Here is a 22,873-nt window from a genome sequence, read left to right as displayed (position 1 = left end):
GCCGGCCTTTTTTGTTGCAGCGCGGCCTGCCGCCACCCATTCTCGGCGAGATGAAAGGCAGAGCCATGACGAAACGTGTTATTCTGGTGCGGCACAGCGACGAGCCGGCGGACGACCGTGTTTTTGCCTATCTTTCACAGAACGGCTACGAACCGGTCTTGCGTCGGGCCTATGCCGGAGAGGCGCTGGATATGGATGGCGCTGTCGCGGGTGGCGTGGTCTACGGCGGCATGTACAACGTCTACGATACAGCGCTGCATCCATTTTTGCTGGACGAGTACCGGTTTATCGATTTCTGCATGAATTCCGACATCCCCTTGCTCGGTATCTGCCAGGGTGCGCAGCAGATTGCCTGGCATCGCGGCGCGCATGTCGGCCCGCCAGCGACCGGGGTGCATGAATTCGGCTATTATCCACTCTATCCGGTCGCGGGCGCGGAAGATTTCCTGGCTGCGCCGATCCATGTGACGCAGTCACACTGGCATGGCTTCGAATTGCCGGCCGGCGCCGAGCGCCTCGCCTCGAGCGCGCTGTTTCCCAATCAGGCTTTCCGTATCGGTGACAATATCTACGGACTGCAATTCCATGCGGAGGTCACCCCCAGCGGTTTTGGGCGCGTGCAAAACCGTCCAGGCGCGAACTACGACAAGCCGGGCGCACAGACGCGCGAGGAACAGGATCGTCTCATGAGCCTGCACGACGCCGCGCAAGCCGCCTGGTTCCATGGCTTCCTGCTTAAGCTTTTTCCGCCCTTGATTTAGGCGCGGCTGCGCCGGCGCTCGCGGCGGGCTTCGCTGGTCTCGGCGGTGTTTTCCGTCGCCACCTTGTTGCGCATCGGGCCGATCCGTTCGACGATCGTCTCGACGGTCGGGCGATCCGAGCGAGTGTGCGCGTCGAGCGCCTTGCGCATCGCGGCAAGGTGCTGGAACGAGGTGCCGCAGCAACCGCCGACGATCCTGGCGCCGGCATCGACGGCGAGCCTGACATAGTCGGCCATCAGTTCGGGCGTGCCGGAATAGTGGATCTCGGTGCCACGGAATTCGGGAATGCCGCAATTGCCCTTGACGATCACCGTCGCCTCCGGCTTCGCCTCGGTCATGTCGAGCAGCGAGGCGAGAATGTCGGAGGCGCCGACGCCGCAATTGGCGCCGACACCGAGCGGTGCCTGCGACAGCCCATCGACGACTCCGTGGATATCCTTCGGCAGCAGCCCCATCATGGTGCGGCCGGCGGTGTCGAAGGAACCGGTATAGGTATAGGGCAGGCCGACGCGGATCGCGGCCTCGGCGGCGGCACGGATTTCGTCCGGCGCCGACATGGTCTCGATCCAGGCGACTTCGGCGCCGCCGGCTTTGAGCCCTTCGATCTGCTCGGCAAAGGCGTCGACCGCCTCGTCATAGGTCATGGCGCCGAGCGGTACCAGCAATTCGCCGGTCGGGCCGACCGAGCCCGCGACGATGATCTTGCGACCGGCTTTGTCGGCGACGGCGCGGGCGATCTCGGCGGCGCGCTGGTTCAGCGCATGCACGCGGTCCTGCGCATGATGCAGCTTCAAGCGGTGGCGAGTGCCGCCGAAGGAGTTGGTCAGGATGATGTCGGCGCCGGCATCGACAAAGTTCTGGTGCAGGCTGGTGATCGTGTCGGGCGCGGTCTCGTTCAACAGCTCGGGAGCCTCGCCGGCCTCCAGCCCCATGGCGAACAGATTGGTGCCGGTGGCGCCATCGGCGAGCAGAACGCCCTTTTCGGCAAGCAGCGCGTCGATCGGGTTGGTCATGGTGAAATACGCCTTCCGGGATTTTCTTTGAGCCAAGGATATAAAGAATTCTTTATATGGCGTCAATGTCGAGAGCGCGTTGTCGCCTGTCAGAAGCGCATCTCGGCCAGCCTTTGCGTGAAGCTGGCGGCCTCATGCGCGTTGATGTCGGCGGCGCGGATCAGATTGTCGAAATGGCTGGTCAGGGTGCGGACCGGCTGGGTCGCATTGAGCACCAGATACATGTCGCCGACATAGATGGCGGCGCGATAGGGCCCGAAGATGGTGTAGGGGATCGAATAGCGCATCCGCCCGTCATAGAGAAAAAGGCGGAAGGTGGGGTAGAGGTCGTCGAGCAGCGTTGCCATATGGAGAAGCTGCTGGTGGCGCTCGGCCTCCGGGAAACGATCCCACACGCCCAGCCCGCGCGCGAAGATCTCCAGCGTGTGGCGTGGCATGCAGACTTCCATGTCGGTTTCCGGCCGCCGGTTATAGTCGATGCGGTACTGTGTTTCACCGGCCTGCGCCTCGCGGCTCTTGTTGGCGATGCCCGCTTCGTAGTCGACGAGCGCCTCGGTGCGCAGGAGATCCGGAATGCCGGCCGGCACGTAACGGATTTTCGTGCCGGCGGCCTCGGCATGCCATTTGGCCAGCAGCGTGCGGTCGAAACCGTCGGGCGCTTCCTCGATCTCGAGGCTCTCGCGGATCTCTCCCGTGACCCCTTCGTCCTGGCTGAGGCCGAGCAGCCAGTCGAGCGACACCTTGAATTCGGCTGCGATGTTGAGCAGCGTTTCGGCGCGGGGAAGGCGCGTCGAAGCGCCGGAGAGAAGCTGCGAAAGCGCGGAACGGTCGATGCCCACGGCCGTGGCGAAAGCCGACTGGTTCAAGTCCGACCGTGTCAAGAGCATTTTCAGGCGCTCGCGAAAGATCGTCGACAGGTCGCGCTTGTCCATCATTTTCGCTCCGTCTCCTGAAGGAAAAATTTGCGCTGAAGCCAACCAGACCCTGCCTCAGGCGTAAATGAATCCTCAGGGTTGTTCACTAAACATAACATGTGCGGCTTTAAATGCGCAATCGCAACAGTTTGTGTACTTTGTCGCGTTGCGGCAACCCAACACTCCTGACACAATGCTGTCAGGAATCAGAGGGGTTCCGGCGACTGGAAGGCAGTGGTCGATAGCATGACCAGCATGAGCAAGAGACGTAGCAGTGCACCGGCCATCGAATGGCCGACCGTGTTTCTCACATTTTTCTGCTACGGCATCTGGCTCGTCACCGGCTTCCTGATCTGGCCGTCCTATCCCATCCTCGCCCTCGCCATACTGGCCTTCACCGCCGCGCTGCAATCATCAATCATGCATGAAGTCCTGCATGGTCATCCGACCCGCAACGCACGGCTCAACGAAGCTTTCGTCTTCCTGCCGATCGGCCTCGTCTGGCCATTCCGCCGTTTCAAGACCATTCATCTGCGCCACCACGCCGACGAGCGGCTGACCGATCCGCTTGACGATCCCGAGAGCTACTACAAGGCGCTGTGGCATCATGACGAATTGCCGCCGGCGATGAAATTCCTGCTGAAGCTCAACAACACCATGGTCGGCCGTTTCGTGCTCGGGCCGTGGCTCTCCTGCATCGGCTTCTTCATCGACGATGCCAAGCAGATCGCGGCCGGCGACAAGGCTATCCGTAAGGCGTGGCTGCTACACGCCATCGGCCTCGCCGTGGTGCTGCCGATCGTACAGTTCGGCTTCGGCATCCCGCTGTGGCTCTACATTCTGGTGCCGGTGTGGCTCGGCCAGTCGCTGATCTCGATCCGCACCTTTGCCGAGCATCAGTGGTCGGAGCATCCGGAAGGCCGCACGGTGATCGTCGAGCGTTCGCCGCTGTCCTTCCTGTTCCTCAACAACAATCTGCATTTCGTCCATCACAAGAGCCCGACGGTGGCCTGGTACCGGCTGCCGAAACTGTTTGCCGACCGCCGGGACGAGTGGCTGCGGATGAACAATGGCTACGCCTATCCGAATTATTTCGCGCTGCTTAGGGCATACGCCTTCAAGGCGAAGGAGCCGATCATCCATCCCGTGCTCAGGCGCGCGCCGGAGCCGGGCAGGGCATTCAAGCCGCGCGTCAGGGCGCGCAGTCTCAATGGGCTAGGCAGCGCGCCGGTTCCGGCCGAGCCGCCGAAGGAATGAGTTTTGCAGCTTTGCCGCACTAGCGGCTATGGTCGCCACGGGCGCCTGGCGCCCGTGATCCCATCAATCCTCAGGTACAACGGTCGATTTCCGGCATGAGCGAATTCGTTGCGGCGTTGCCGATGTATGACTGGCCGGAAGTGCGGGCAGAGGTCGACGCCCAGTGGGCGCGATTGCGCGACGCTTTCCGGCAAAGAGGCCTCGACGCGCCGGAAACCATCGTTCGCCGCAATGGCGACCTGCCGCCGGTGCCGGGTGGTGTTCGCGATGCCAAGGGAAAGCTGATCGCGCCCGATCCGGCAACGCTGCCGGCGGACGAACTGGATTTTCACAGGCTCTGGCTGCACCCGGCTCTGCTCTTTGCGCAGACCTGCTGGGGACCGATGGAACTTGGCCTTTCCAGACATGTGCAGGTGGTCAGTCAGCCGAGCTATGACGCCTATGAGGGTGGGCAAGGCGAGCTCTATTCGAGCGCGCTGGTCATGCGTAAGGGCGAGGAGCCAATGGCTCGATCACCCGATGACGGCACGCCGCTCATCCCGCTCGATCTCATCAGCGGCAAGCGCTTCACCTTCAACAGCCTCGATTCCATGTCGGGCTTCATCGGGCTGACGCGCGACCTCGAAACGATGGGCGAAAGCCTGGACATCTTTGCGGCGCGAAGCGAAAGCGGCGGCCACCGCGCATCGATTGTCGCCATCGCCGAGGGCAGTGCGGATGTCGCGGCCATCGACTGCGAGAGCTGGGCGCTGGCGCAGCGCTTCGAGCTAGCGGCGCAAGCGGTGAAGGTCGTCGGTTGGACGGGGCGGCGCAAAGGCCTGCCATTCATCACCGCCAGGACGACGCCGGAAAAGATCGTCGCCGCGTTGCGCGAGGCTGTCGCGGCGGTTGGCTGAAATCCGGTCCGGAGGCGATCAGCCGCCGAGCAGTCGCTCATCCAGCGGATAGGTCGAAAGCTTCTCATTGCCGGTTTCGGTGATCAGGATCTGCTCCTCGATCTTGACGCCCTCGTGGCCGCCAAGCCGGCCGATATAGCTCTCGACGCACAGCACCATGCCGGCTTCGAGTACGCCGTCTGGGGTGTCTTCCGTCCAGTCGCTGGCATGCGGCAGCGTCGGGTATTCGTCGGCCAGGCCGACGCCGTGATAAAGCACGCCATAGCGGGTCGGGAAGCAATCGCTCGGCGGCACCGCCGAGCGTTCGACGAGGTCGCGGAAGGACGCGCCCGGCTGCATCAGGGCGGTGTTGTGGCCGATCTGGTCGGCGGCGATGCGGTAGAGGTCACGCTGTTCGTTCGACGGCTTCTTGTCGCCGCAAAGCCATGTGCGCGACAAGTCGGCGCAGAAGCCGTAAGGGCCGATCAGGTCGGTGTCGAACGCAACGAGATCGCCGGCTTCGATGACGCGGGACGAGCATTCCTGGAACCATGGATTGGTGCGCGGGCCTGACGTCAGCAGCCGGGTTTCGATCCATTCGCCGCCGCGCGCGATGTTGGCGCGGTGCAGTTCGGCCCAGAGCTCGTTCTCGGAAATGCCAGGCTTCAGCGCCTTTTCCATCTCGCCCATCGCCGCCTCGCACGCGACGACCGCCCGGCGCATGGCGAGAATCTCGTCGGGCGATTTGATCAGCCGCGCGTTCTCCATCACCGCTTCGCCATTGCCTATGGAAACACCGAGGCGGGCGAGTTCCTCGACGCCTTCGGGATTGATGTGGTCGACGGCGATACGGTTGTTGCCGCCGCCATGTTCCCTCACCAGATCGGCGATGCCCGCCGCCCAGCGACGGACCTTCAGTTCGGTCAGCTCGCCGCTGTAGAGATACATCCACGACACCGCCGGCCGCACCTCGTCGACGACGCCGGAATGGTCGGAAAGGTGCTCGCAGGAGAAATAATCGAACAGCACCACCGGACCTTCGGTGGCGACGAAGCAATGCCTGGTCGGATTGTGCGCGACCCAGAGCTGCATGTTGGTCGAGTCGGTCGCGTAGCGGATGTTGATCGGATCGTAGAGCAGGGCTCCCGCACAATCGCGGCGCTTCAGCTCGGCACGGATGCGGTCGAGCCGGTACTGGCGCATGGCGGGCAGGTCGGGAGCGGCAATGCCCGCGGTTTGCCATTCGGCTTCCGCAACAGCGCCATAGCCCAGCACATGCTGGTTAAGTTCGGCGGCCTTCTGACGCGATTGCTGACGTAATGCATCAAGGGAACCAGTCTCGCCCGGCTCGAACGGCATGATCTTGCGGTGGCGACCGAACCGCCGCTCGACGCCATGCTCGCTCATTTTGCGTCCTGCTTCTTCAACCTGGCGACGGTTACGAGCCTGCCGTCAGTCGAGCCGAAAAATTCGGGAATCCGGAGGCTGCGACTTGCGCCATCCACGTCAAAACCTGCCTGGTGGATCCGCTCCAGGATGTCCGGCTCCGGGCTTGGCTTGTCGAGCCAGACCAGAACGGCGGGTTCTTGCAGCAACGCGGCGAAACCTGGCACTTCCTCTCCGAGGACGACAAGGTCGGGATCGGCGAGCCTGAGGTTTCCGACCCAGTGCCAATCCGACGTAACCGTCTTGACCGGACCATCGGCGGTCAGGTCACGGTAGAATGTCTGGTAGTCCAGACGCGCGACGCGTCCCAGGCCGCTGCCGCCATAGACCTGATAGGCCCATGCCGCGGGCATGATCAGGATGGCCAGTGCGGACGCAACGCTGATGGTGAGGTTTTGCGCCGTCCTGCCGTTGTCGCCCAGGGCATCCATGCGGATGGCGAAAGCCACGGGCAGGAAAAGCAGGATCGGCAGCAACCAGCGATCCTGGAATCGGGTGGCGCCGCTGGCGAGCACCAGGATGATGGTGATGCAGATGCCGAAGCCGAGAATGCGCCATACGAGTTTCTCGGAATCGGGAAACCGTTGGCGGAACATCGATGGAACGACCCGCCCCGCCAGCATGGCTACCGCAAAAATCACGAGCGGCAGGATGGCAAAATTCAACGCGGCTTCGCCGAGGTCGACGATGCCGTTCCATCGGATGAGCAGAAGACCGTCGCCGTCATCGATGCCGAATTTGTAGCTGCGCGCCAGCAACTCACCTGGGTGCGTGGCGTTCCAGTACAGTGTCGGCACACACACCAGCAGTGCCACGACCATGCTGATCACGATCTGCGGACGCAGGATGACCTGCCGCGCTTCGCGCAACGACAAGGTAGCCGCCAGCATTGCGGCAATCAGGATGAAATTGTTGTATTTCGCCAGGATGGCCGCGCCTAGCGCCAGCCCGAACAAGGCATAGGTCAGTGGTGATTTGCGCTGCAAAAGCTGGATGAGCGCAAGCAGCAGCACTCCCGAAAAACACAAGGCGGCAACGCTGTGCGACAAGGTATGTTGCATTTCCCAGATCACCTGGGGAAACAGCCACAGGCCGAACATCGACGCCACTGCGGTTCGCTGGGAGTATCCCAGTTTGCGCACGGCAACGAAGACCGATGTCAAGCCAATGAAAATCAGCGAGTATTTCAGGATTTTGAGCGTGACGATGTTGGTTCCGAACACGGACGACGTCAGCCAGCCGAGCCAGGAGTAGAGCGGCGGCTGCGAGCCGCCATAGCCGGCCCATAGAAACCGCATATACATCAGCTGTTCGGAGTCATCGACGCCGACCCCGGTTCCGGCCCAGAGGCTGACCAGCGGCAGCACGACGATCTGAATGCAGCAATAAAGCGCGACCATCACGATCGCCGCGGGGAAGGGGCCGATCCTGGCCTCGGCGAGCCATTCGGCCCATTTCATGGGATACTTCAAGGAATTCTCATCGCCCGCGCCGGCATAGTGTGCCGCCGGCTCCGCTAGCATGAGAACTATGCCCTGCACAATGTGGCTGTCCTGTCCCTATGTTCGCATCTTCTCGCCGCTCGGGTCGAAAGGCGGCTCGACATTGATACGGGCGGGCCGCCGGTGGCCGAGGATCTCGATCTCGAACAGCCCGGCGCTCTCGTCCTCTGCCAAGGCCGCAGGCACATAGCCTTGCGCCATCGACTTCTGGACATAGTGCGCATAGCCGCCGGAGGTGACCCAGCCGACAACGCGCCAGTCGCCGTCGACGATACCGCGCACGGCCGAGGCGCCTTGCGCAGCCTTTGAGCCACGCACTTCCTGGCCTGATGTGTCGAAGCGCGGCGCACCATAGCCATGCGGCTTTTCCACCGTGCCATAGTCCTTGCCGACCTTGGCCCAAATAGGCTCGTCGCCCATCACATCGGCGTCGGCGGCGTCGACGAAGAAGGAGACGCGGCGCAGCTTCGGTCCTTCCGACTGTTCCTTGGCGGCGGCCTCGCGGCCGATGAAATCGTTCTTTTCCAGCTTGATGAAGCGGTCCATCGAGCCTTCGAACGGCCCGTAGATCGGGCGCAGTTCGCGGAACCAGGTCGGGAAGTTCTTTTCCAGGCGCATCGAGAGCAGCGCGCGCATGCCGAAATCGACGAGGCCGAACTCCTCGCCGGCGTCCTTGATCGCCTTGTAGACGAGGCGCTGGTAGGCCGGCGCCATCCAGATCTCGTAGCCGAGGTCGCCGGTATAGGTGATGCGGTTGACCATGCAGGGCGCGCCGCCGACCGCCATCTCGCGGAAATCCATGAAGCGGAAGGCTTTGGTCGAGATGTCGACATCGACCAGCTTCCGCAGCAGGTCGCGCGATTTCGGCCCGGCGATGGAGAGACCGACCAGCGTCTGGTCGAAGCGGTGGATGCGCACCTCTGACGCCCTTGGACCGTTCTTCGGCAGGTGCTTCTCGAACCAGCGCATGTGATATTTCTGCGCGGCGGACGAGCCCCAGATCATGAAGCGGTCCTCCCCATCCCTTGGGCCAGCCTTGGCGATGGTGAAGTCGCCGATGAGCTTGCCGAATTCGTTGATCATCGGGGTCAGCACGATGCGGCCGGTCTTCGGCATGCGATTGGTCATGAGACGGTTGAGGAAATCTTCCGCTCCCGGTCCCGACACCTCGTATTTGGCGAAGTTGGCGATCTCGGTGACGCCGACCTTGTCGCGGGTGGCGCGCACTTCCTCGCCGATCGGGCCGAAATCGTTGGAGCGGTGGAAGGAGACGATGTCCTTCGGCTCCTTGCCCTTCGGCGCGAACCAGAGCGGAGTTTCGAGACCCCAGGAGTCACCCATGACGGCGTTGTTGGCGAGCATCGTGTCGTAGAGCGGCGTCGTCTGCGCCGGGCGCGCGGCCGGCAGTTCCTCGTTGGGGAAACGGATGGAGAAGCGGCGCGAATAGTTTTCGCGCACCTTGGCGTTGGTGTAGCGCAGACCAGCCCATTCGCCGAAGCGGGCCACGTCCATGCCCCAGACGTCGAAGCCCGGATCGCCGTTGACCATCCAGTTTGACAGTGCGAGGCCGACGCCGCCGCCTTGCGAAAAACCGGCCATGACGGCACAGGCGCACCAGAAATTGGTCAGGCCCTGCACGGGGCCGACGAGCGGGTTGCCGTCGAGCGCGAAGGTGAAGGGGCCGTTGATGATCTGCTTGATGCCGGCCTTCTCGATGCCCGGGAAGTGCTTGAAGCCGATCTCCAGTGACGGCGCGATGCGGTCGATGTCGGGCTGCAGCAGCTCATGGCCGAAATCCCACGGCGTGTTGACCGGCGACCACGGCTTGCAGGCCTTTTCATAGGTGCCGAGCAGGATGCCGTTGCGCTCCTGGCGGGTATAGATCTCGCCCTTGAAGTCGAGCACGCCGATCATCTCGCGGCCGGTCGATTTGTTGAACTCCTCGACCTCCGGCATCGGCTCGGTCAGCAGATACATGTGCTCCATCGCCAGCACCGGCAATTCGACGCCGACCATGCGGCCGATCTCGCGCGCCCACAGGCCGCCACAGTTGACGACGTGCTCGGCTTTCACCGTGCCTTGCTCGGTGACGACGTTCCAGGTGCCGTCGACCTCCTGCGTCAGTTCGACGACGCGGTTGCGCAGCACGATCTCGGCGCCGAGCTTTTTCGCCGCCTTCGAATAGGCGATGGTGGTGCCGGAGGGGTCGAGATGGCCTTCGACCGGATCCCACATGGCGCCGACGAAGTTGGTTTCGTCCATCAGCGGGAACATCGCCTTGGCCTCGGACGGCGTGATCAGTTCGGTGTCCATGCCGAGATAGCGGCCCTTGGCATGCGCAAGTCGCAGAAAGTCCATGCGCTCCGGCGTATCCGCCATCATCACGCCGCCGGTCAGGTGCAGCGAACAGGACTGGCCGGAAAGCTCCTCGATCTCCTTGTAGAGCTGCACCGTATAGGCCTGCAGCTTGGCGACGTTGGGGTCGCCGTTCAACGTGTGGAAGCCGCCCGCAGCATGCCAGGACGAACCGGAGGTGAGCTCCGAGCGTTCGATCAGCATGATGTCGGTCCAGCCGGCCTTGGCCAGATGATAGAGCACCGAGCAGCCGACGACGCCGCCGCCGATGACAACCGCTTTGACGTGAGATTTCATAAAGTTAGGTCCGTTTTTGCGTAAACTGAATCAGTTGATCGGTCAGCGATGACTCCGCGCCTCGACGCCGAAGTCAACGTGTTGCCGAGTGTTGGTCAGAAATCGGTAGGCGCGCCGCCTTCGGCGCGGCGCTTTTCGACAAAGGCGTTGAGTTCCTCGCGAATGGCCGGGTCCATGTAAGGCTCGTCATAGGACGCCAGCCGTTCCTTCCACACTTTGTTGGCCTTTTCGAGCGCCGTCGGCGATCCGGCTTCCACCCAGGTCTCGAAATTGCGCCAGTCTGAGAGAACAGGCGCATAGAAAGCGGTCTTGTAGCGGTCCTGCGTGTGCTGGGTGCCGAAGAAATGGCCGCCCGGGCCGACCGACTGGATGGCGTCGAAGCCGAGCGCCTCTTCGGAAAGATCGAGCGGGGTGAGGAATTCGGCCACCATCTGCAACAGGTCGATGTCCAAAATGGTCTTCTCATAGGAGCAGCGCAGGCCGCCTTCGAGCCAGCCCGCCGCATGCATCATAAGATTGCCGCCGCCCTGGATGGCGCCCCATAGCGAAAAGACGCTCTCATAGGCAGCCTGCGCGTCGACCGTGTTGGCGGCGCAGGTGTTGGAGGTGCGGTAGGGGATTTTGTAGCGGCGGGCGAGCTGGCCGCCGACCAGTTGCGCCTTCATGTATTCCGGCGTGCCGAAGGCCGGCGCGCCGGATTTCATGTCGACGTTCGAGGTGAAGCCGCCATAGCCGACAGGCGCTCCCCTCCTCACCATCTGAGCGAAGGCAATGCCGGACAGCGCCTCGGCATTCTGCTGCACCAGCGCGCCGGCGATGGTCACTGGCGCCATGGCGCCCGACAGGGTGAACGGCGTGACGATGACGACCTGGCCCTTGCTCGACATCTGGATGATGCCTTCCATCATCGGCACATCGAGCTTGAGCGGTGAATTGGTGTTGATGATGGTGAAGACCGACGGCTCCTCGAGCAATTGCTCGTGGCTGATGCCGCGCGCGATGCGGGTGATCTCGATGCCGTCGACATTGCGCTCCTTGCCGAGCGAATAGATGTGGAACACCTTGTCGGTCAGCGTGGCGAGATCGCGGATGCATTCGAGGTGGCGGACCGACGGATGGATGTCGATCGGCTCGACCGGATAGCCGCCGGTGCAGTTCAGGATGTTGTGCATCTGCGCGAGCTTGAGGAAATTGCGGTAGTCCTGCTGGTTGCCGGGCCTGCGACCGCGATCGATGTCGGAGCAGTTGGGCGCCGACGCCATCATCGAGATGATCAGATTGTCGCCGCCAAAGCGCACATTGTGCGCCGGATTGCGGGCATGAATGGTGAATTCCGGCGGGCAATGCGAAACCAGCTGGAGGATCATGTCGCTGTCGAAGCGCACCCGCTCGCTGCCTTCGCGGACATCGGCGCCATGCGCCTTCATGATGCCGCGGGCTTCGTCGTGCAGGACGTCGACGCCGATTTCCCTGAGCACCCGCAAGGAGGCGAGGTGGATCGATTCCAACTCGTCGTCGGAGACCAGCCTGGTCGGCGTCAGCGGGTTTCTCAACTGCCGGAACGGCGGCTGTTCGAACGCCGCCGATCCGCCGGCACGCTTGCCCGCGCGGCCGCCGCGACGGGCGCGGTCGGTTGCCAATGGCGGTTCGGCGGGATGAAGGGCGGCGGTCATGACAGGCCTCGTACGCTGCGACAATGCGGCGGCATAATGGACCGCCGGCTGTCCGGCCATTGCGGAGGCGGCGACCACTAGGGCGAGGGAAGCGACATGCCGAAAGGCCAGCTGGACGAGGCGGAGTGCCTTAGTGTGAAATGCGTTGCAGTTCTGTCTTTTACTTCTGACATACTTCCTTGTTGAGCACCTTTGAGGGGACCACGATGCCTGACGTCATCAAAGTGCGCGCTGCGACAAACAATGAAGTTGCGTTCCTGTCATGGGATCTCGACGGGATGATCCCGGGCTGTCTCGGCTTTGAGATCGTGCGCCTTTATCCCGACACAGGCGGGGAGCGTTGCCTGGCGTCGTGGGTGCCATTCAAGGGCCAGCGCAATCCAAGGTGGATCCCGCAGGACACCGGCGTGTGGCCGGTGCAAAAGATATTCTGGCGCGACCTCACCGTGCGCCGCCGCCGCGACAGCCTCGGCGTCAGGCCGCAAGGCGAGATGATCGCCTACCGTGTGCGCCCGGTCGGCGACATGAAGCCGGGCCTCGACCCAGTGCCGGTGCGCCCGGATCAGGTCGTCGACGGCAAGCCCGCCTATACCGGACCGGCGCGGCCGCTTGGCTATCTCGGCCAGGGCGCCGTCAGCCCGCCGATCTTTCTCGGGCAGATGTTCGGCAAGGCGCGAGTCGCGTTCACCAATGGCGTGCTGTCGACACAATGGATGTCGCGCGCCCTCGAGGACGCCGGGATCAAGGTCGGGCAGCGCGACAAGATCAGGGCCGAGCTCGAGCGTCCCGGCAGCGAGATACGCGCCTATCTGCATGGCGATGTGCCGGATGTGCTCACCAGCCTGATGAAACGGGCCAAGGACGAGGGCGGCACTGTCAGGCTTGCCCTTTATGAACTTGGCGACGACGAACTCTGCGACGCCATCATCGACGCCAAGGATGTCGTCGAAGTCATTCTTTCAAATTCGGGCAGGGACGACCAGACCAAGGCCTGGGATGCCGGCAACGCACCTTTCAGAAAGCGGTTGCGTGACGCGGGTGTCACGCTGACGGATCGTCTGTTCAACAACAACCATATCGGCCACAACAAATTTGCCGTCTACCGCGACGCGCAAGGCGATGCGCAGGCGGTCATGACCGGCAGCACCAACTGGACCTCGACAGGCATTTGCGGGCAGACCAACAACGCCTTCATCCGTGACGACCCTGCGATGGCCAAGGTGTTCGATGCCTATTGGGAGCGCATGAAGGCCGACGTGTTCCCGCCGCCGGCCAGCGAAAGCGCGGCCGGTCGTGTCGCGCAGACGCAAGGTGTGCCGTTCCGCAGGGAAAACCACATGCCAAACCCGCTGAACGGCGCCACGGTAGCGCTGGACGGCATGACGGTATGGTTTTCGCCGAACGATCCCGACCGCAACAAGAAGGACATCTCGGTGCGGCCGGTCGACCTCGCGGACGTTTTCGCCAGGATCAAGGCGGCGAAGCGCGCGGTGCTCTTCCTGGTGTTCAATCCTTCGCGGCGTGGCGAAAATTCGATCGTCGACCAGGCCGTAGCGGCAGCCATGGCGGATACTGGTCTGATCGTGCAAGGCGCGATCAGCGACCAAACCGCCATGCCCAACTACGTCGCCCCGACCAAGGATCCTGTCACCCGCAAATCGAACAAGGACGGCAAGTCGCCATTCGTCTTTCCGGAAAAGGTCTGGGAGGCGCCGAACGTCTCCATCGTCAGGGCGGTAAATCTCACCGGAGCCACGGTTGCGCGCGACTTCCAGGCAGAGGTGCTGACCGTCGGCCGCGCGATCGTGCACGACAAGATCGTGATCATCGATCCGATGGAAGACAACGCCACCGTCATCACCGGCAGCCACAATCTCGGCTACAAGGCGTCCTACGAGAATGACGAGAATTTGGTGATCGTCGAGGGCGACAAGACGTTTGCCGCAGCCTATGCGGTGCACATGCTCGATGTGTTCGACCACTACAAGTTTCGCGCCTGGCGCCGGACCATCGGAAAAGGACCTTCGGACGACGACGGGCTCTCCATCGACGACAAGTGGTTGAAGCCTTACGCGGAGGGCAAGAAGGGAGCGATTGCCCGCTATTTTCCGTAGTCTCTGTTTGCAGGGATATCCAACACACCATGCGTCGCGCCGGCGATGGTCCTTTGGCCCGTGCTGGTGGTGATGGGCGCCATCGGCTACGGCGTCTATACGATGGCGCTGGTCGAGCTCGGCAGCCGGTTCAAGGGGACCGCACTGGTCGCCGGCAACGCCGCCTTCGCGCTGATGTGGGGCGCCGGCGGCATTGTCGGTCCGCCCGGCGCCGGCTCGCTGATGCAGGTGATCGGTCCGCTCGGCCTGCCGGCGGTGATCGCCGGCCTCGATGCGCTGCTGATCGCGTTCGCGCTCTATCGGTCCGCCAGGCGCGGGAACTCCTGACGCGCATTTGGCTGGAGCAAGCGGTTTTCACCGGCGGCGCTTACGGCCATGAAGGCGACCCGCTAAGGCTGCCCGATGGATGTGGCGGAAAAAACCGGCGACGAGCCGATGCAATGGGCAGCGATCACCGGGGTGATCGCGACCGTCTCGGTGTTCGCCATCGCGCAAGGGCTCTCCTATCCGCTGTTAAGCTTCATCCTACAGCGCCAGGGCGTTTCGCCGGCCATGATCGGGCTGTCGGCGGCGATGACGCCGATCGGCTTCATCGTCTCGTCGCCGTTGATCCCGGCTTTGGCGCGTCGCTTCGGGGCAGGGCGCACCGCGCTTACCTGTGCCGCGCTTTCGGCGATCGTGCTGGCGCTGATCGGCTGGACGCAGAACGTCTATCTGTGGTTTCCACTGCGCTTCCTGATCGGCGTGGTGACCAACCCGCTCTACGTGCTGAGCGAAATCTGGGTGATCGCCTTGGCGCCGCCGGCGCGCCGTGGCCGCGTGATGGGTGTTTATTCGACGGTCATCTCGGCCGGTTTCGCGGCGGGTCCGCTTTGCTTGCTCGCCGTCGGCACCGAGGGGTGGCCGCCATTCCTAGTCGGCATCGCCGCATTCGTCTTCTGCGGTGCTTGCCTGGCACTGGTGCTGCGCCGATTGCCGAAGGTCGACGAGGCCGGACACCGGGTTTCGGTGATGGGGTTCATACCGATGGCATTGCTGCTACTGTCGGCGGTCGTCGTCGCCGCCGGGTTCGAACAGGGGATACTGGCGCTGCTGCCGGTCTACGGGACGCATTACGGCATCACTGAGACCCGCATGTCGGCGCTGCTGTCGGTGATGATCGCCGGCAACATCGCCATGCAGGTACCGCTCGGCCTGCTGGCGGAACGGCTGACGGCGCGTCTGGTGCGCTTCATCTGCGTGTCGCTGACCGTGCTCGGATGCGCGTTGCTACCGGCTCTCATCGAGACGCCGCTGATCTGGCCATGCGTGTTCATCTGGGGCGCGGTTTCCTACGGCATCTATACGATGTCGATCATCGAGCTTGGTGAACGCTTCAGCGGCTCGGCGCTGGTCGCCGGCAATGCCGCCTTTTCCCTGATGTGGGGTGTCGGCGGCATTCTTGTCCCACCGCTCACCGGCGGCGTCATGGATGTCATCGGCGCGTCCGGCCTGCCGATCACGCTTGGCGCCATCTGCATGGCGCTGGCGGTCATGACTGTCGTGCGTCGCCGGATGGTGTAAGCAAGCCGCGATCGGCTGATGACGCTGCATCGCCATCTTGAATGTGGACGCTTGCAACGCGATGTAGGCAAGGCCGCCTGACAATTCTTTCGGAGACCGCGCGTGACCCAATCGATGACAAAAGGCCAGACTGAGCCGGCCGCCGAAGACCCCTTTCTCTGGCTGGAGGACAGGACCAGCAAGCAAGCGCTCGACTGGGTTCATCGCCAAAATGAAATGACTGTCGCCGAATTGCAGGGCGATCCGTCCTACCAGGCAACGTTCCAGACCGCGCTCGACCTGATGACGGCGGAGGACAATATCGCCGTGGGCGCAGCGCTCAGCGGCCATGTCTACAATTTCTGGCAGGACAAGACCAATGTGCTCGGCCTCTGGCGCCGCACGACGATCGCTTCCTACAAGACCGAGAAGCCGGAGTGGGAGACGATCATCGACTTCGACGTGCTGTCGGCGAAAGAGGGCGTGAAATGGGTGTTCAGCGGCGCCAGCCGGCTTTACCCCGACTTCAATCGCTGTCTGCTCTCGATGTCGCCGGATGGTGGCGACGCCAGCGAGATGCGCGAATTCGACATCGAAACCAGATCGTTTGTCGAGGATGGCTTTCGGGCTCCCGCCTCGAAATCGGGTTTTGGCTGGCTGGATAAGGACACGGTCATCGTTTCGGCGGCTTTTGACGAAGCAGACAAGACGCAGTCCGGCTATCCGCGCGTGGTCAAGCTCTGGAAGCGCGGCACCAGGTTGGAAGACGCGACACCGATCTTCGAGGCCGAAAAGGAGGATCTGGCCGCGGGTGCTGCTCTCGAGTTCGATGGCGACAGACGCTATCTGATCCTGGCCCGGACGTTGAACTTCTTCGCCTCGCACATCTTCCTGAGATTGCCTTCAGGCGAGAACAGACGCCTTCCCTTGCCTGACGACATGACCGACAGCGCGATCTTTCGCGATCAGCTTGTCTTCGGCGTGCGTAGCCCGTGGACAACGCCCGACCGCGTGGTGTGCAAACCTGACGGGCTTTATTCGCTGGATCTGGCGCGCTGGGTCGAAACCGGCGCCTTGGGCCCGGTGGAAACCTTGCTCGAGCCGGCGCATCGCGTTTCCATCGCCGGTATCGCCCGTACGCAGGACCGGTTGTTCATCAACCTGATGGACAATGTGCGCGGCAAGGTCGTCGTCTGCGAGCGCAATAACGGGACTTGGTCGCTGAAGCCTGTGGCGCTGCCGGGGAACGGCAATGTCGGCATCGCTCATGCAGAGCATTTCGGCGCCAGCGTGTCGTTCTCCTTCACCGATTTCCTGACGCCGAGTTCGATCGTCTGGTCGGACGACGATGGCGCGACGCTTGCCACGGTGAAGTCCCAGCCGGCACGTTTCGACGCTTCGCCCTTCATCGCGGAACAGTTCGAGGCGCGCTCGAAGGACGGCACCATGATCCCTTACTTCGTCGTCAGGCGAAGCGACCAGGACGGCCCGGTGCCGACGCTGCTCTACGGCTATGGCGGCTTCGAAGTGCCGCTGTTGCCCGGCTATGCCGGCGTGCGCGGCAGGCTGTGGCTGGAGAAGGGCAATGCCTATGTGCAGGCCAACATCCGCGGCGGCGGCGAGTTCGGCCCGAACTGGCATCAGGCAGCACTCAAGGCCAACCGGCAGAATGCCTTCGACGATTTCGCCGCGGTCGCGCAAGACCTGGTGAAACGCGGCATTGCCACGCCGGCCACGCTCGGCATCCAGGGCGGCTCGAATGGCGGCCTGCTGACCGGCGTCTCGCTGACGCAGCACCCCGAACTGTTCGGGGCTGTCATCATCGAGGTGCCATTGCTCGACATGCTGCGCTACACCGAACTGCCGCCCGGTGGCTCGTGGATGGCGGAGTATGGCGATCCGGCGAAGCCGGACGAGGCGGCATGGCTGGCCGCCTATTCGCCCTATCAGCATGTCTCGGCCGACGAGATCTATCCGCCGGTGCTGCTGACAACGTCGACGGCGGATGATCGCGTCCATCCTGGCCACGCCCGCAAGATGGCTGCCAGGTTGCAGGCCGCTGGCCATGACAAGACATTGTTCTTCGAGGAAACGGAGGGCGGTCACGGTGGCCGTGGTGACCGCCGGCCGCAAGCAGCCCAGGCCGCGATGAAGTATGTCTTCCTGCAAAGGGCGCTGAGCGGCACCGCTTGAAACGTGGGCAGCAGGCAGCCTAAGGTGCGAGCATGGCTCGCATCAAGGCATCTTGCGCATTTGGGGTCGCGGTGACGCCGTCGCCGCGCACGCTGCGCGCCGAGCTTTTGCGGTTGTGCGCCCGCATCGGCTATTCGCCGCCTGCCTTCCCCTGAAGAATCCGCCCCGGCTGTGCCGGATTGATTCAAAAGAGGAAAGACCTGACATGACCTACCAGAATTATTCGCTGAAGCAGCTTCAGCAGATCGACGCCGCGCATCATCTTCATCCGTTCACCGACCACAAGGAGATGCGCGAAACCGGCTCACGCATCATCACGCGGGCCAACGGGCCGTTCATCTACGATTCCGAGGGGACGGAAATCCTCGACGGCATGGCCGGGCTGTGGTGCGTCAATGTCGGTTACGGCCGCGACGAACTGGCCGATGCGGCCTATGCCCAGATGAAGGAACTGCCCTACTACAACTCCTTCTTCAAATGCTCGACGCCGACGCCGGTGCTGCTGGCCAAAAAGCTGGCGGAACTGGCGCCCAAAGGTGTCAACCAGGTATTCTACGGCTCATCCGGCTCGGAGGCCAATGACACGGCGTTGCGGCTCGTCCGCCACTATTGGGCGCTGGAAGGCAAGCCGCAGAAGAACCGCATCATTGCGCGCAAGATGGGCTATCACGGCTCGACCATCGCCGGCACGTCGCTGGGCGGCATGGACCTGATGCACAAGCAGCTAGGCGGCGCGGTCCCCAATATCGTCCATGTGATGATGCCCTATGCCTATGAGCTCGCTCTGCCCGGCGAAAGCGACCATGATTTCGGCCTGCGCGCGGCGAAGGCCGTCGAGGACGCCATCCTCGAAGCTGGCGCCGACAAGGTCGCCGCCTTCATCGGCGAGCCGGTGATGGGGGCGGGCGGGGTGAAGATCCCGCCGATGAGCTATTGGCCGGAAGTGCAGCGCATCTGCCGCAAATATGATGTGCTGCTGATGCTGGACGAAGTCATCACCGGCTATGGCCGCACCGGCGAGTGGTTCGCGGCACAGACCTTCGGTGTCGAGCCCGACACCATCACCACGGCCAAGGCGCTGACATCAGGCTATCAGCCGCTGTCGGCGCTGCTGGTTGGCGACCGCATCGCGGCAACGCTGGTCGAGAAGGGCGGCGAGTTCTATCACGGCTACACCTATGCCGGGCACCCGGTGGCCTGCGCCGTGGCGCTGAAGAACCTCGAGATCATGGAGCGGGAAGGTCTGGTCGATCGCGTCAAGAACGACACCGGACCCTATTTCGCCAAGGCGCTGCAGGAGCGCATCGCCGGCCACGATCTGGTCGGTGAGGTGCGTTCGATCGGGTTGATGGGGGCGATCGAGATCGTTAGGGACAAGGCGACCAAGGAGCGGTTTCTGCCAGCGGGCAGTGCTGCCGTCGTCGTTCGCGATCACGCCATCGCCCAGGGCCTGATGCTGCGCGCCACCGGCGACACGATGATCCTGTCGCCGCCGCTGATCTGGACGCGCGAGACGATCGACATGGCCTGCGAACGCATCGCCAAGGCGCTGGATCTGGCGCAAGCGGATCTGCGCAGACGGTAAGGCAAACCACAACCGGGCGTCCTGCGATCAGGGCGCCCGGTTTCAAGTGAACTTCTGTTATGGTGTCAGGGAACGAATACCACTCGTTGCGCGTAGTGGTTTGGGATCGGCCATACCGGCTGCAATTGGGGCTTGGATTTTCATGAAGAACACTGGCAAGAGCCGGCGGGCGCTGGAAGTGGCTGCGATAGGTCAGGACCTGATGCTGGCGCCATTGGTGGCGATGATGCGCTTGCCGCTGATGGCCGCGGACGCACAAAACGGCCGGGCCTGGAGCCCTGAGACCGCACGCGCTATGCATGAAAAAACCGCAGCGATGGCCGAGGGCGCGTTTGCCGCGCAAATGGCGCTGCTGCAGTCCGCATCACGCTTCTGGCCGGAGGTTTTTTCCGGCAGCATGCCGTCGCTGTTCAACGGTATCGCGGCGGAGCGGTCGATCAGTGCCGCGCTGAAGCCGGCTAGCCGTGCCGTAAAGGCCAATTTTCGCCGGCTGTCGACAAGATCCTGACTCTGCGGGCTGGCCAAAACGCAAAAACCGCGTCCCATCGGGAACGCGGCTTTGCCAGATACGCATGGCGTTTCGCTACAAATGCACTTGCGAAACTTACGGGCTCCGGTACGCGAGACCTGATCCGGAGCGCCGGGCGGATATGTCCGCCTCGCAGTCCGTTTTACAGACACATCGTTACCGGGGGGTTATCGAGAACTTAAGCAAATCTAAATTCGCGATCCTTGCCGGCTAGAAAATCCAAAACGTCTTGTGAAATTCGAGGCTTACGCAGGGGCACCACGCAGGAAATTGATGATGCCGGAAAAATCGACGCCGGCATTCCCTTGTGCGTTGAACAGCGCGTAAAGTTGCGCGGCTTCAGCGCCAAGCGGCGTCACCGCGCCGCTACTTTGCGCTGCCTCCTGCGACAGTTTCAGGTCTTTCAGCATAAGGGCTGCCGCAAATCCCGGCCTGTAGTCATTGTTGGCGGGCGATGTCGGCACCGGGCCGGGCACCGGACAGTAGGTGGTGAGCGACCAGCACTGGCCGGAAGAGGTCGAGGCGACGTCGAACAGCGCCTGATTCGACAGGCCAAGTTTTTCCGCCAGCACGAAGGCCTCGGCGACGCCGAGCATCGAAATGCCGAGGATCATGTTGTTGCAGATCTTCGCTGCCTGTCCGGCGCCGCCGTCGCCGCAATGGACGATGCGGCCGGCCATCGGCTTCAGGATCGGCTCGGCTTTGGCGAAGGCGTCCTTGGAGCCGCCGGCCATGAAGGTCAACGTGCCGGCGGTGGCACCTACGGTACCGCCGGAAACCGGCGCGTCGATAGACAGCAGGCCGTGCTTGCCGGCGATGGCATGGGCCGTTCGCGCCGACTCGACATCGATGGTCGAGGAATCGATGAACAGCGCGCCTTTCCTGGCCTTGGGCGCGATATCCTCATGGACCGAGAGTACATGCTTGCCGGCCGGCAGCATGGTGATGACCACATCGGCATCCTTCACCGCGGCAACGGCATTGGCCATGATGACGACGCCATGGTCGCGCGCAACCGTCAGGTTCTCCGGCATCAGGTCGAAGCCATGCACGGCATGTCCCGCCTTGACCAGGTTGGCAGCCATCGGATTGCCCATGTTGCCGAGGCCGATGAAGGCGATGGTGGTCATATGGCGCTCCGTGATTTGGGTGAGGCAGTAGGCAGTAGGCAATAGGCGGTCTATTCGGGCGCAAGCTTGACAATAAGTTGGCGAAGCATTTTCCCGATGCCCTCGGTTGCTAACAGCATGTGATGGGCTTGATCATGCGTGGCAAGGCCAATGCGTTCAGCGATCTGGAGGTGTGTCTCGAACTCCTTCAGCGAGCCTTGAGCTATCCTGAGAAATTGCTGATAAGAGCCTCTGTTGTCTCGGCCATAACCTTCCGCGATGTTTGCAGGGATAGAGGTCGCTGAGCGGCGGATTTGGCTGGTCAACCCATACAATTCCTCTTTTGGCCATGCCTTGGTCAATGAGTAGGTGGTGACGGCCAAATCCATCGCCTGCTGCCACACGATAAGATCCTTGTACGAATTGATCTTGCCGGTCATCTTTCACCTACTGCCTACTGCCTACTGCCTACTGCCTACTGCCTACTGCCTAGATGTTTTATCGCCCGATCAGCGCGCGGGCGACGATGACGCGCATGATCTCGTTGGTGCCTTCGAGGATCTGATGGACGCGCAGATCCCGCACCAGCTTTTCGATGCCGTAATCGTGCAGATAGCCGTAGCCGCCATGCAGTTGCAGCGCCTCGTTGGCGACGTTGAAGCCGATGTCGGTGACAAAGCGCTTGGCCATCGCCGACCATTTCCCGGCATCCGCCGCCTTGCGGTCGAGTTTGGAGGCCGCGGCGTAGAGGAAGATGCGCGCCGCCTGCAGCTCGGTCTCCATGTCGGCAAGCTTGAACTGCAGCGCCTGGAACTGGTTGATCTTAGACCCAAAAGCCTTGCGCTCGGCCGTGTAGGAAAGCGCCTTGTCGAGCGCCGATTGCGCGCCGCCCAGCGAACAGGCGGCGATGTTGAGCCGGCCGCCATCGAGACCGGCCATGGCGATGCCGAAACCGGCGCCCTCTGCCGAAAGCAGGTTCTCCGCCGGCACCTTGCAGTCCTCGAAAATGACCTGCCGGGTCGACTGCATGTGCCAACCCATCTTGTGCTCGTTGGCGCCGAAGGAGAGGCCCGGCGCATCCTTCGGCACGACGAAGGTGGAGATGCCCTTGGGCCCGTCGGCGCCGGTGCGCGCCATGACGACATAGAGGTCGCTGTCGCCGGCGCCGGAGATGAACTGCTTGGCGCCGTTCAGCATATAGTCGCTGCCGCTCTTCACCGCGCGTGTCTTCAACGCCGCTGCGTCCGATCCCGAGCCCGGTTCGGTCAGGCAATAGCTCGCCAGCCATTCCATCGAGGTCAGCTTCGGCAGGAAGCGCTGGCGCTGTTCTTCATTGCCGAAGCGGTCGATCATCGAGGCCACCATGTTGTGGATCGAGATGAAGGAGGAGAAGGCCGGATCGGCGCGAGAAAGCGCCTCGAAGATCAGCACGGCGTCCAGGCGGCCGAGCGCCGAGCCGCCGACATCGTCCCTGATATAGATGCCGCCGAAGCCGAGCGGCCCTGTCTCGCGGATCACATCCGCCGGAAAATGTTTTGCCCGGTCCCAGTCGAGCGCATTGGGCGCGATGCGGTCGGCCGCGAAAGCCCCGGCCATCTCCTGGATGGCGCGCTGGTCCTCGTTGAGTTCGAACTGGCTGGTGCCCGCATCGACCGCGGCGTCCATGGCGTGCTCCCTTGGGTTGGCTTGCTGGCCTGTTGTTTTTGGC

The 22,873-nt window shown here is 62.9% G+C and carries 18 protein-coding genes and 1 pseudogene; 10 read left to right on the top strand and 9 right to left on the bottom strand.

Going from position 1 to position 22,873, the window contains the following annotated elements; genetic code table 11:
- The first annotated feature begins 14 nt into the window (after positions 1-14).
- Positions 15-761 (top strand): glutamine amidotransferase, encoded by a 747-nt coding sequence (locus MESS4_RS21585; protein WP_244441187.1) that lies wholly within the window; start codon positions 15-17, stop codon positions 759-761.
- Here the strand turns inward: MESS4_RS21585 and bmt are convergent.
- Together bmt and MESS4_RS21575 are read right to left on the bottom strand one after the other, a co-directional pair.
- Complete coding sequence (bmt, locus tag MESS4_RS21580; protein WP_006335509.1) at positions 758-1,774, bottom strand: betaine--homocysteine S-methyltransferase; 1,017 nt, start codon at positions 1,772-1,774, stop codon at positions 758-760. The genes MESS4_RS21585 and bmt overlap by 4 nt on opposite strands.
- Before the next feature lie 89 nt (positions 1,775-1,863).
- Entirely contained in the window at positions 1,864-2,706 is an 843-nt protein-coding gene (locus MESS4_RS21575; RefSeq protein ID WP_036241853.1) for a helix-turn-helix transcriptional regulator, read from the bottom strand.
- A 228-nt stretch (positions 2,707-2,934) separates the two neighbouring features.
- Here MESS4_RS21575 and MESS4_RS21570 point away from each other — a divergent pair, with 228 nt between their 5' ends.
- Both MESS4_RS21570 and MESS4_RS21565 read left to right on the top strand, forming a co-directional pair.
- Positions 2,935-3,945 carry a fatty acid desaturase gene (locus tag MESS4_RS21570; protein ID WP_006335507.1) on the top strand — a complete coding sequence of 337 codons (1,011 nt, stop codon included), beginning with the start codon at positions 2,935-2,937 and terminating at the stop codon, positions 3,943-3,945.
- A gap of 95 nt (positions 3,946-4,040) precedes the next feature.
- Positions 4,041-4,841, top strand: a complete 801-nt coding sequence (locus tag MESS4_RS21565; RefSeq protein ID WP_006335506.1) for a PhnD/SsuA/transferrin family substrate-binding protein — start codon at positions 4,041-4,043, stop codon at positions 4,839-4,841.
- A gap of 18 nt (positions 4,842-4,859) precedes the next feature.
- On the opposite strand, the gene MESS4_RS21560 is transcribed toward MESS4_RS21565, so the two are convergent.
- The 4 genes from MESS4_RS21560 to MESS4_RS21545 form a co-directional block, all read right to left on the bottom strand.
- Entirely contained in the window at positions 4,860-6,227 is a 1,368-nt protein-coding gene (locus MESS4_RS21560; RefSeq protein ID WP_006335505.1) for a Xaa-Pro peptidase family protein, read from the bottom strand.
- The gene (locus MESS4_RS21555; protein WP_244441186.1) at positions 6,224-7,738 is read right to left on the bottom strand and encodes a glycosyltransferase family 39 protein; all 1,515 of its coding nucleotides are present in this window, start codon (positions 7,736-7,738) and stop codon (positions 6,224-6,226) included. Before MESS4_RS21555 ends, MESS4_RS21560 begins: the two co-directional genes overlap by 4 nt.
- An 87-nt stretch (positions 7,739-7,825) precedes the next feature.
- On the bottom strand, positions 7,826-10,420 hold the full coding sequence (locus MESS4_RS21550) for an FAD-dependent oxidoreductase (protein WP_006335503.1): 2,595 nt from the start codon (positions 10,418-10,420) through the stop codon (positions 7,826-7,828).
- Positions 10,421-10,515: 95 nt separating this feature from the next.
- The gene (locus tag MESS4_RS21545) at positions 10,516-12,093 is read right to left on the bottom strand and encodes a trimethylamine methyltransferase family protein (RefSeq protein ID WP_006335498.1); all 1,578 of its coding nucleotides are present in this window, start codon (positions 12,091-12,093) and stop codon (positions 10,516-10,518) included.
- 206 nt (positions 12,094-12,299) lie between these two features.
- On the opposite strand from MESS4_RS21545, the gene MESS4_RS21540 reads away from it, so the two are divergent.
- The 7 genes and pseudogenes from MESS4_RS21540 (at position 12,300) to MESS4_RS21515 (ending at position 20,035) form a co-directional block, all read left to right on the top strand.
- Positions 12,300-14,207: a phospholipase D-like domain-containing protein gene (locus MESS4_RS21540; protein WP_006335496.1), complete on the top strand. Its 1,908-nt coding sequence runs from the start codon at positions 12,300-12,302 to the stop codon at positions 14,205-14,207.
- A 48-nt stretch (positions 14,208-14,255) separates the two neighbouring features.
- Positions 14,256-14,534, top strand: a pseudogene (locus MESS4_RS21535) (MFS transporter); the annotation flags it as partial.
- A 75-nt stretch (positions 14,535-14,609) separates the two neighbouring features.
- Entirely contained in the window at positions 14,610-15,770 is a 1,161-nt protein-coding gene (locus MESS4_RS21530; protein ID WP_006335494.1) for an MFS transporter, read from the top strand.
- Between the two features lie 114 nt (positions 15,771-15,884).
- Positions 15,885-17,942, top strand: a complete 2,058-nt coding sequence (locus MESS4_RS21525; RefSeq protein ID WP_081609815.1) for a prolyl oligopeptidase family protein — start codon at positions 15,885-15,887, stop codon at positions 17,940-17,942.
- A 32-nt stretch (positions 17,943-17,974) separates the two neighbouring features.
- Entirely contained in the window at positions 17,975-18,097 is a 123-nt protein-coding gene (locus MESS4_RS32530) for a hypothetical protein (protein WP_040593600.1), read from the top strand.
- 50 nt (positions 18,098-18,147) lie between these two features.
- Positions 18,148-19,527 (top strand): aspartate aminotransferase family protein, encoded by a 1,380-nt coding sequence (locus tag MESS4_RS21520; RefSeq protein WP_006335487.1) that lies wholly within the window; start codon positions 18,148-18,150, stop codon positions 19,525-19,527.
- A 142-nt stretch (positions 19,528-19,669) separates the two neighbouring features.
- Positions 19,670-20,035, top strand: coding sequence for a hypothetical protein (locus tag MESS4_RS21515; RefSeq protein WP_006335482.1), 366 nt, complete (start codon positions 19,670-19,672; stop codon positions 20,033-20,035).
- 266 nt (positions 20,036-20,301) lie between these two features.
- On the opposite strand, the gene mmsB is transcribed toward MESS4_RS21515, so the two are convergent.
- From mmsB to MESS4_RS21500, 3 genes are read right to left on the bottom strand one after another with little or no spacing between them, the layout of a single operon-like run.
- The gene (gene mmsB, locus MESS4_RS21510) at positions 20,302-21,186 is read right to left on the bottom strand and encodes a 3-hydroxyisobutyrate dehydrogenase (protein ID WP_006335468.1); all 885 of its coding nucleotides are present in this window, start codon (positions 21,184-21,186) and stop codon (positions 20,302-20,304) included.
- 50 nt (positions 21,187-21,236) lie between these two features.
- A complete protein-coding gene (locus MESS4_RS21505) occupies positions 21,237-21,605 on the bottom strand; it encodes a four helix bundle protein (protein ID WP_006335467.1) in 369 nt (122 codons plus the stop codon).
- A 58-nt stretch (positions 21,606-21,663) separates the two neighbouring features.
- A complete protein-coding gene (locus tag MESS4_RS21500; protein WP_006335466.1) occupies positions 21,664-22,830 on the bottom strand; it encodes an isobutyryl-CoA dehydrogenase in 1,167 nt (388 codons plus the stop codon).
- Positions 22,831-22,873: the final 43 nt, after the last annotated feature.

This window comes from Mesorhizobium sp. STM 4661 (assembly GCF_000359125.1).
In the GTDB taxonomy this organism is placed as follows: Bacteria; Pseudomonadota; Alphaproteobacteria; order Rhizobiales; family Rhizobiaceae; genus Mesorhizobium.
The sequence above is the reverse complement of the archived record's forward strand: the minus strand, read 5'-3'. Positions and strand labels throughout refer to the sequence as shown.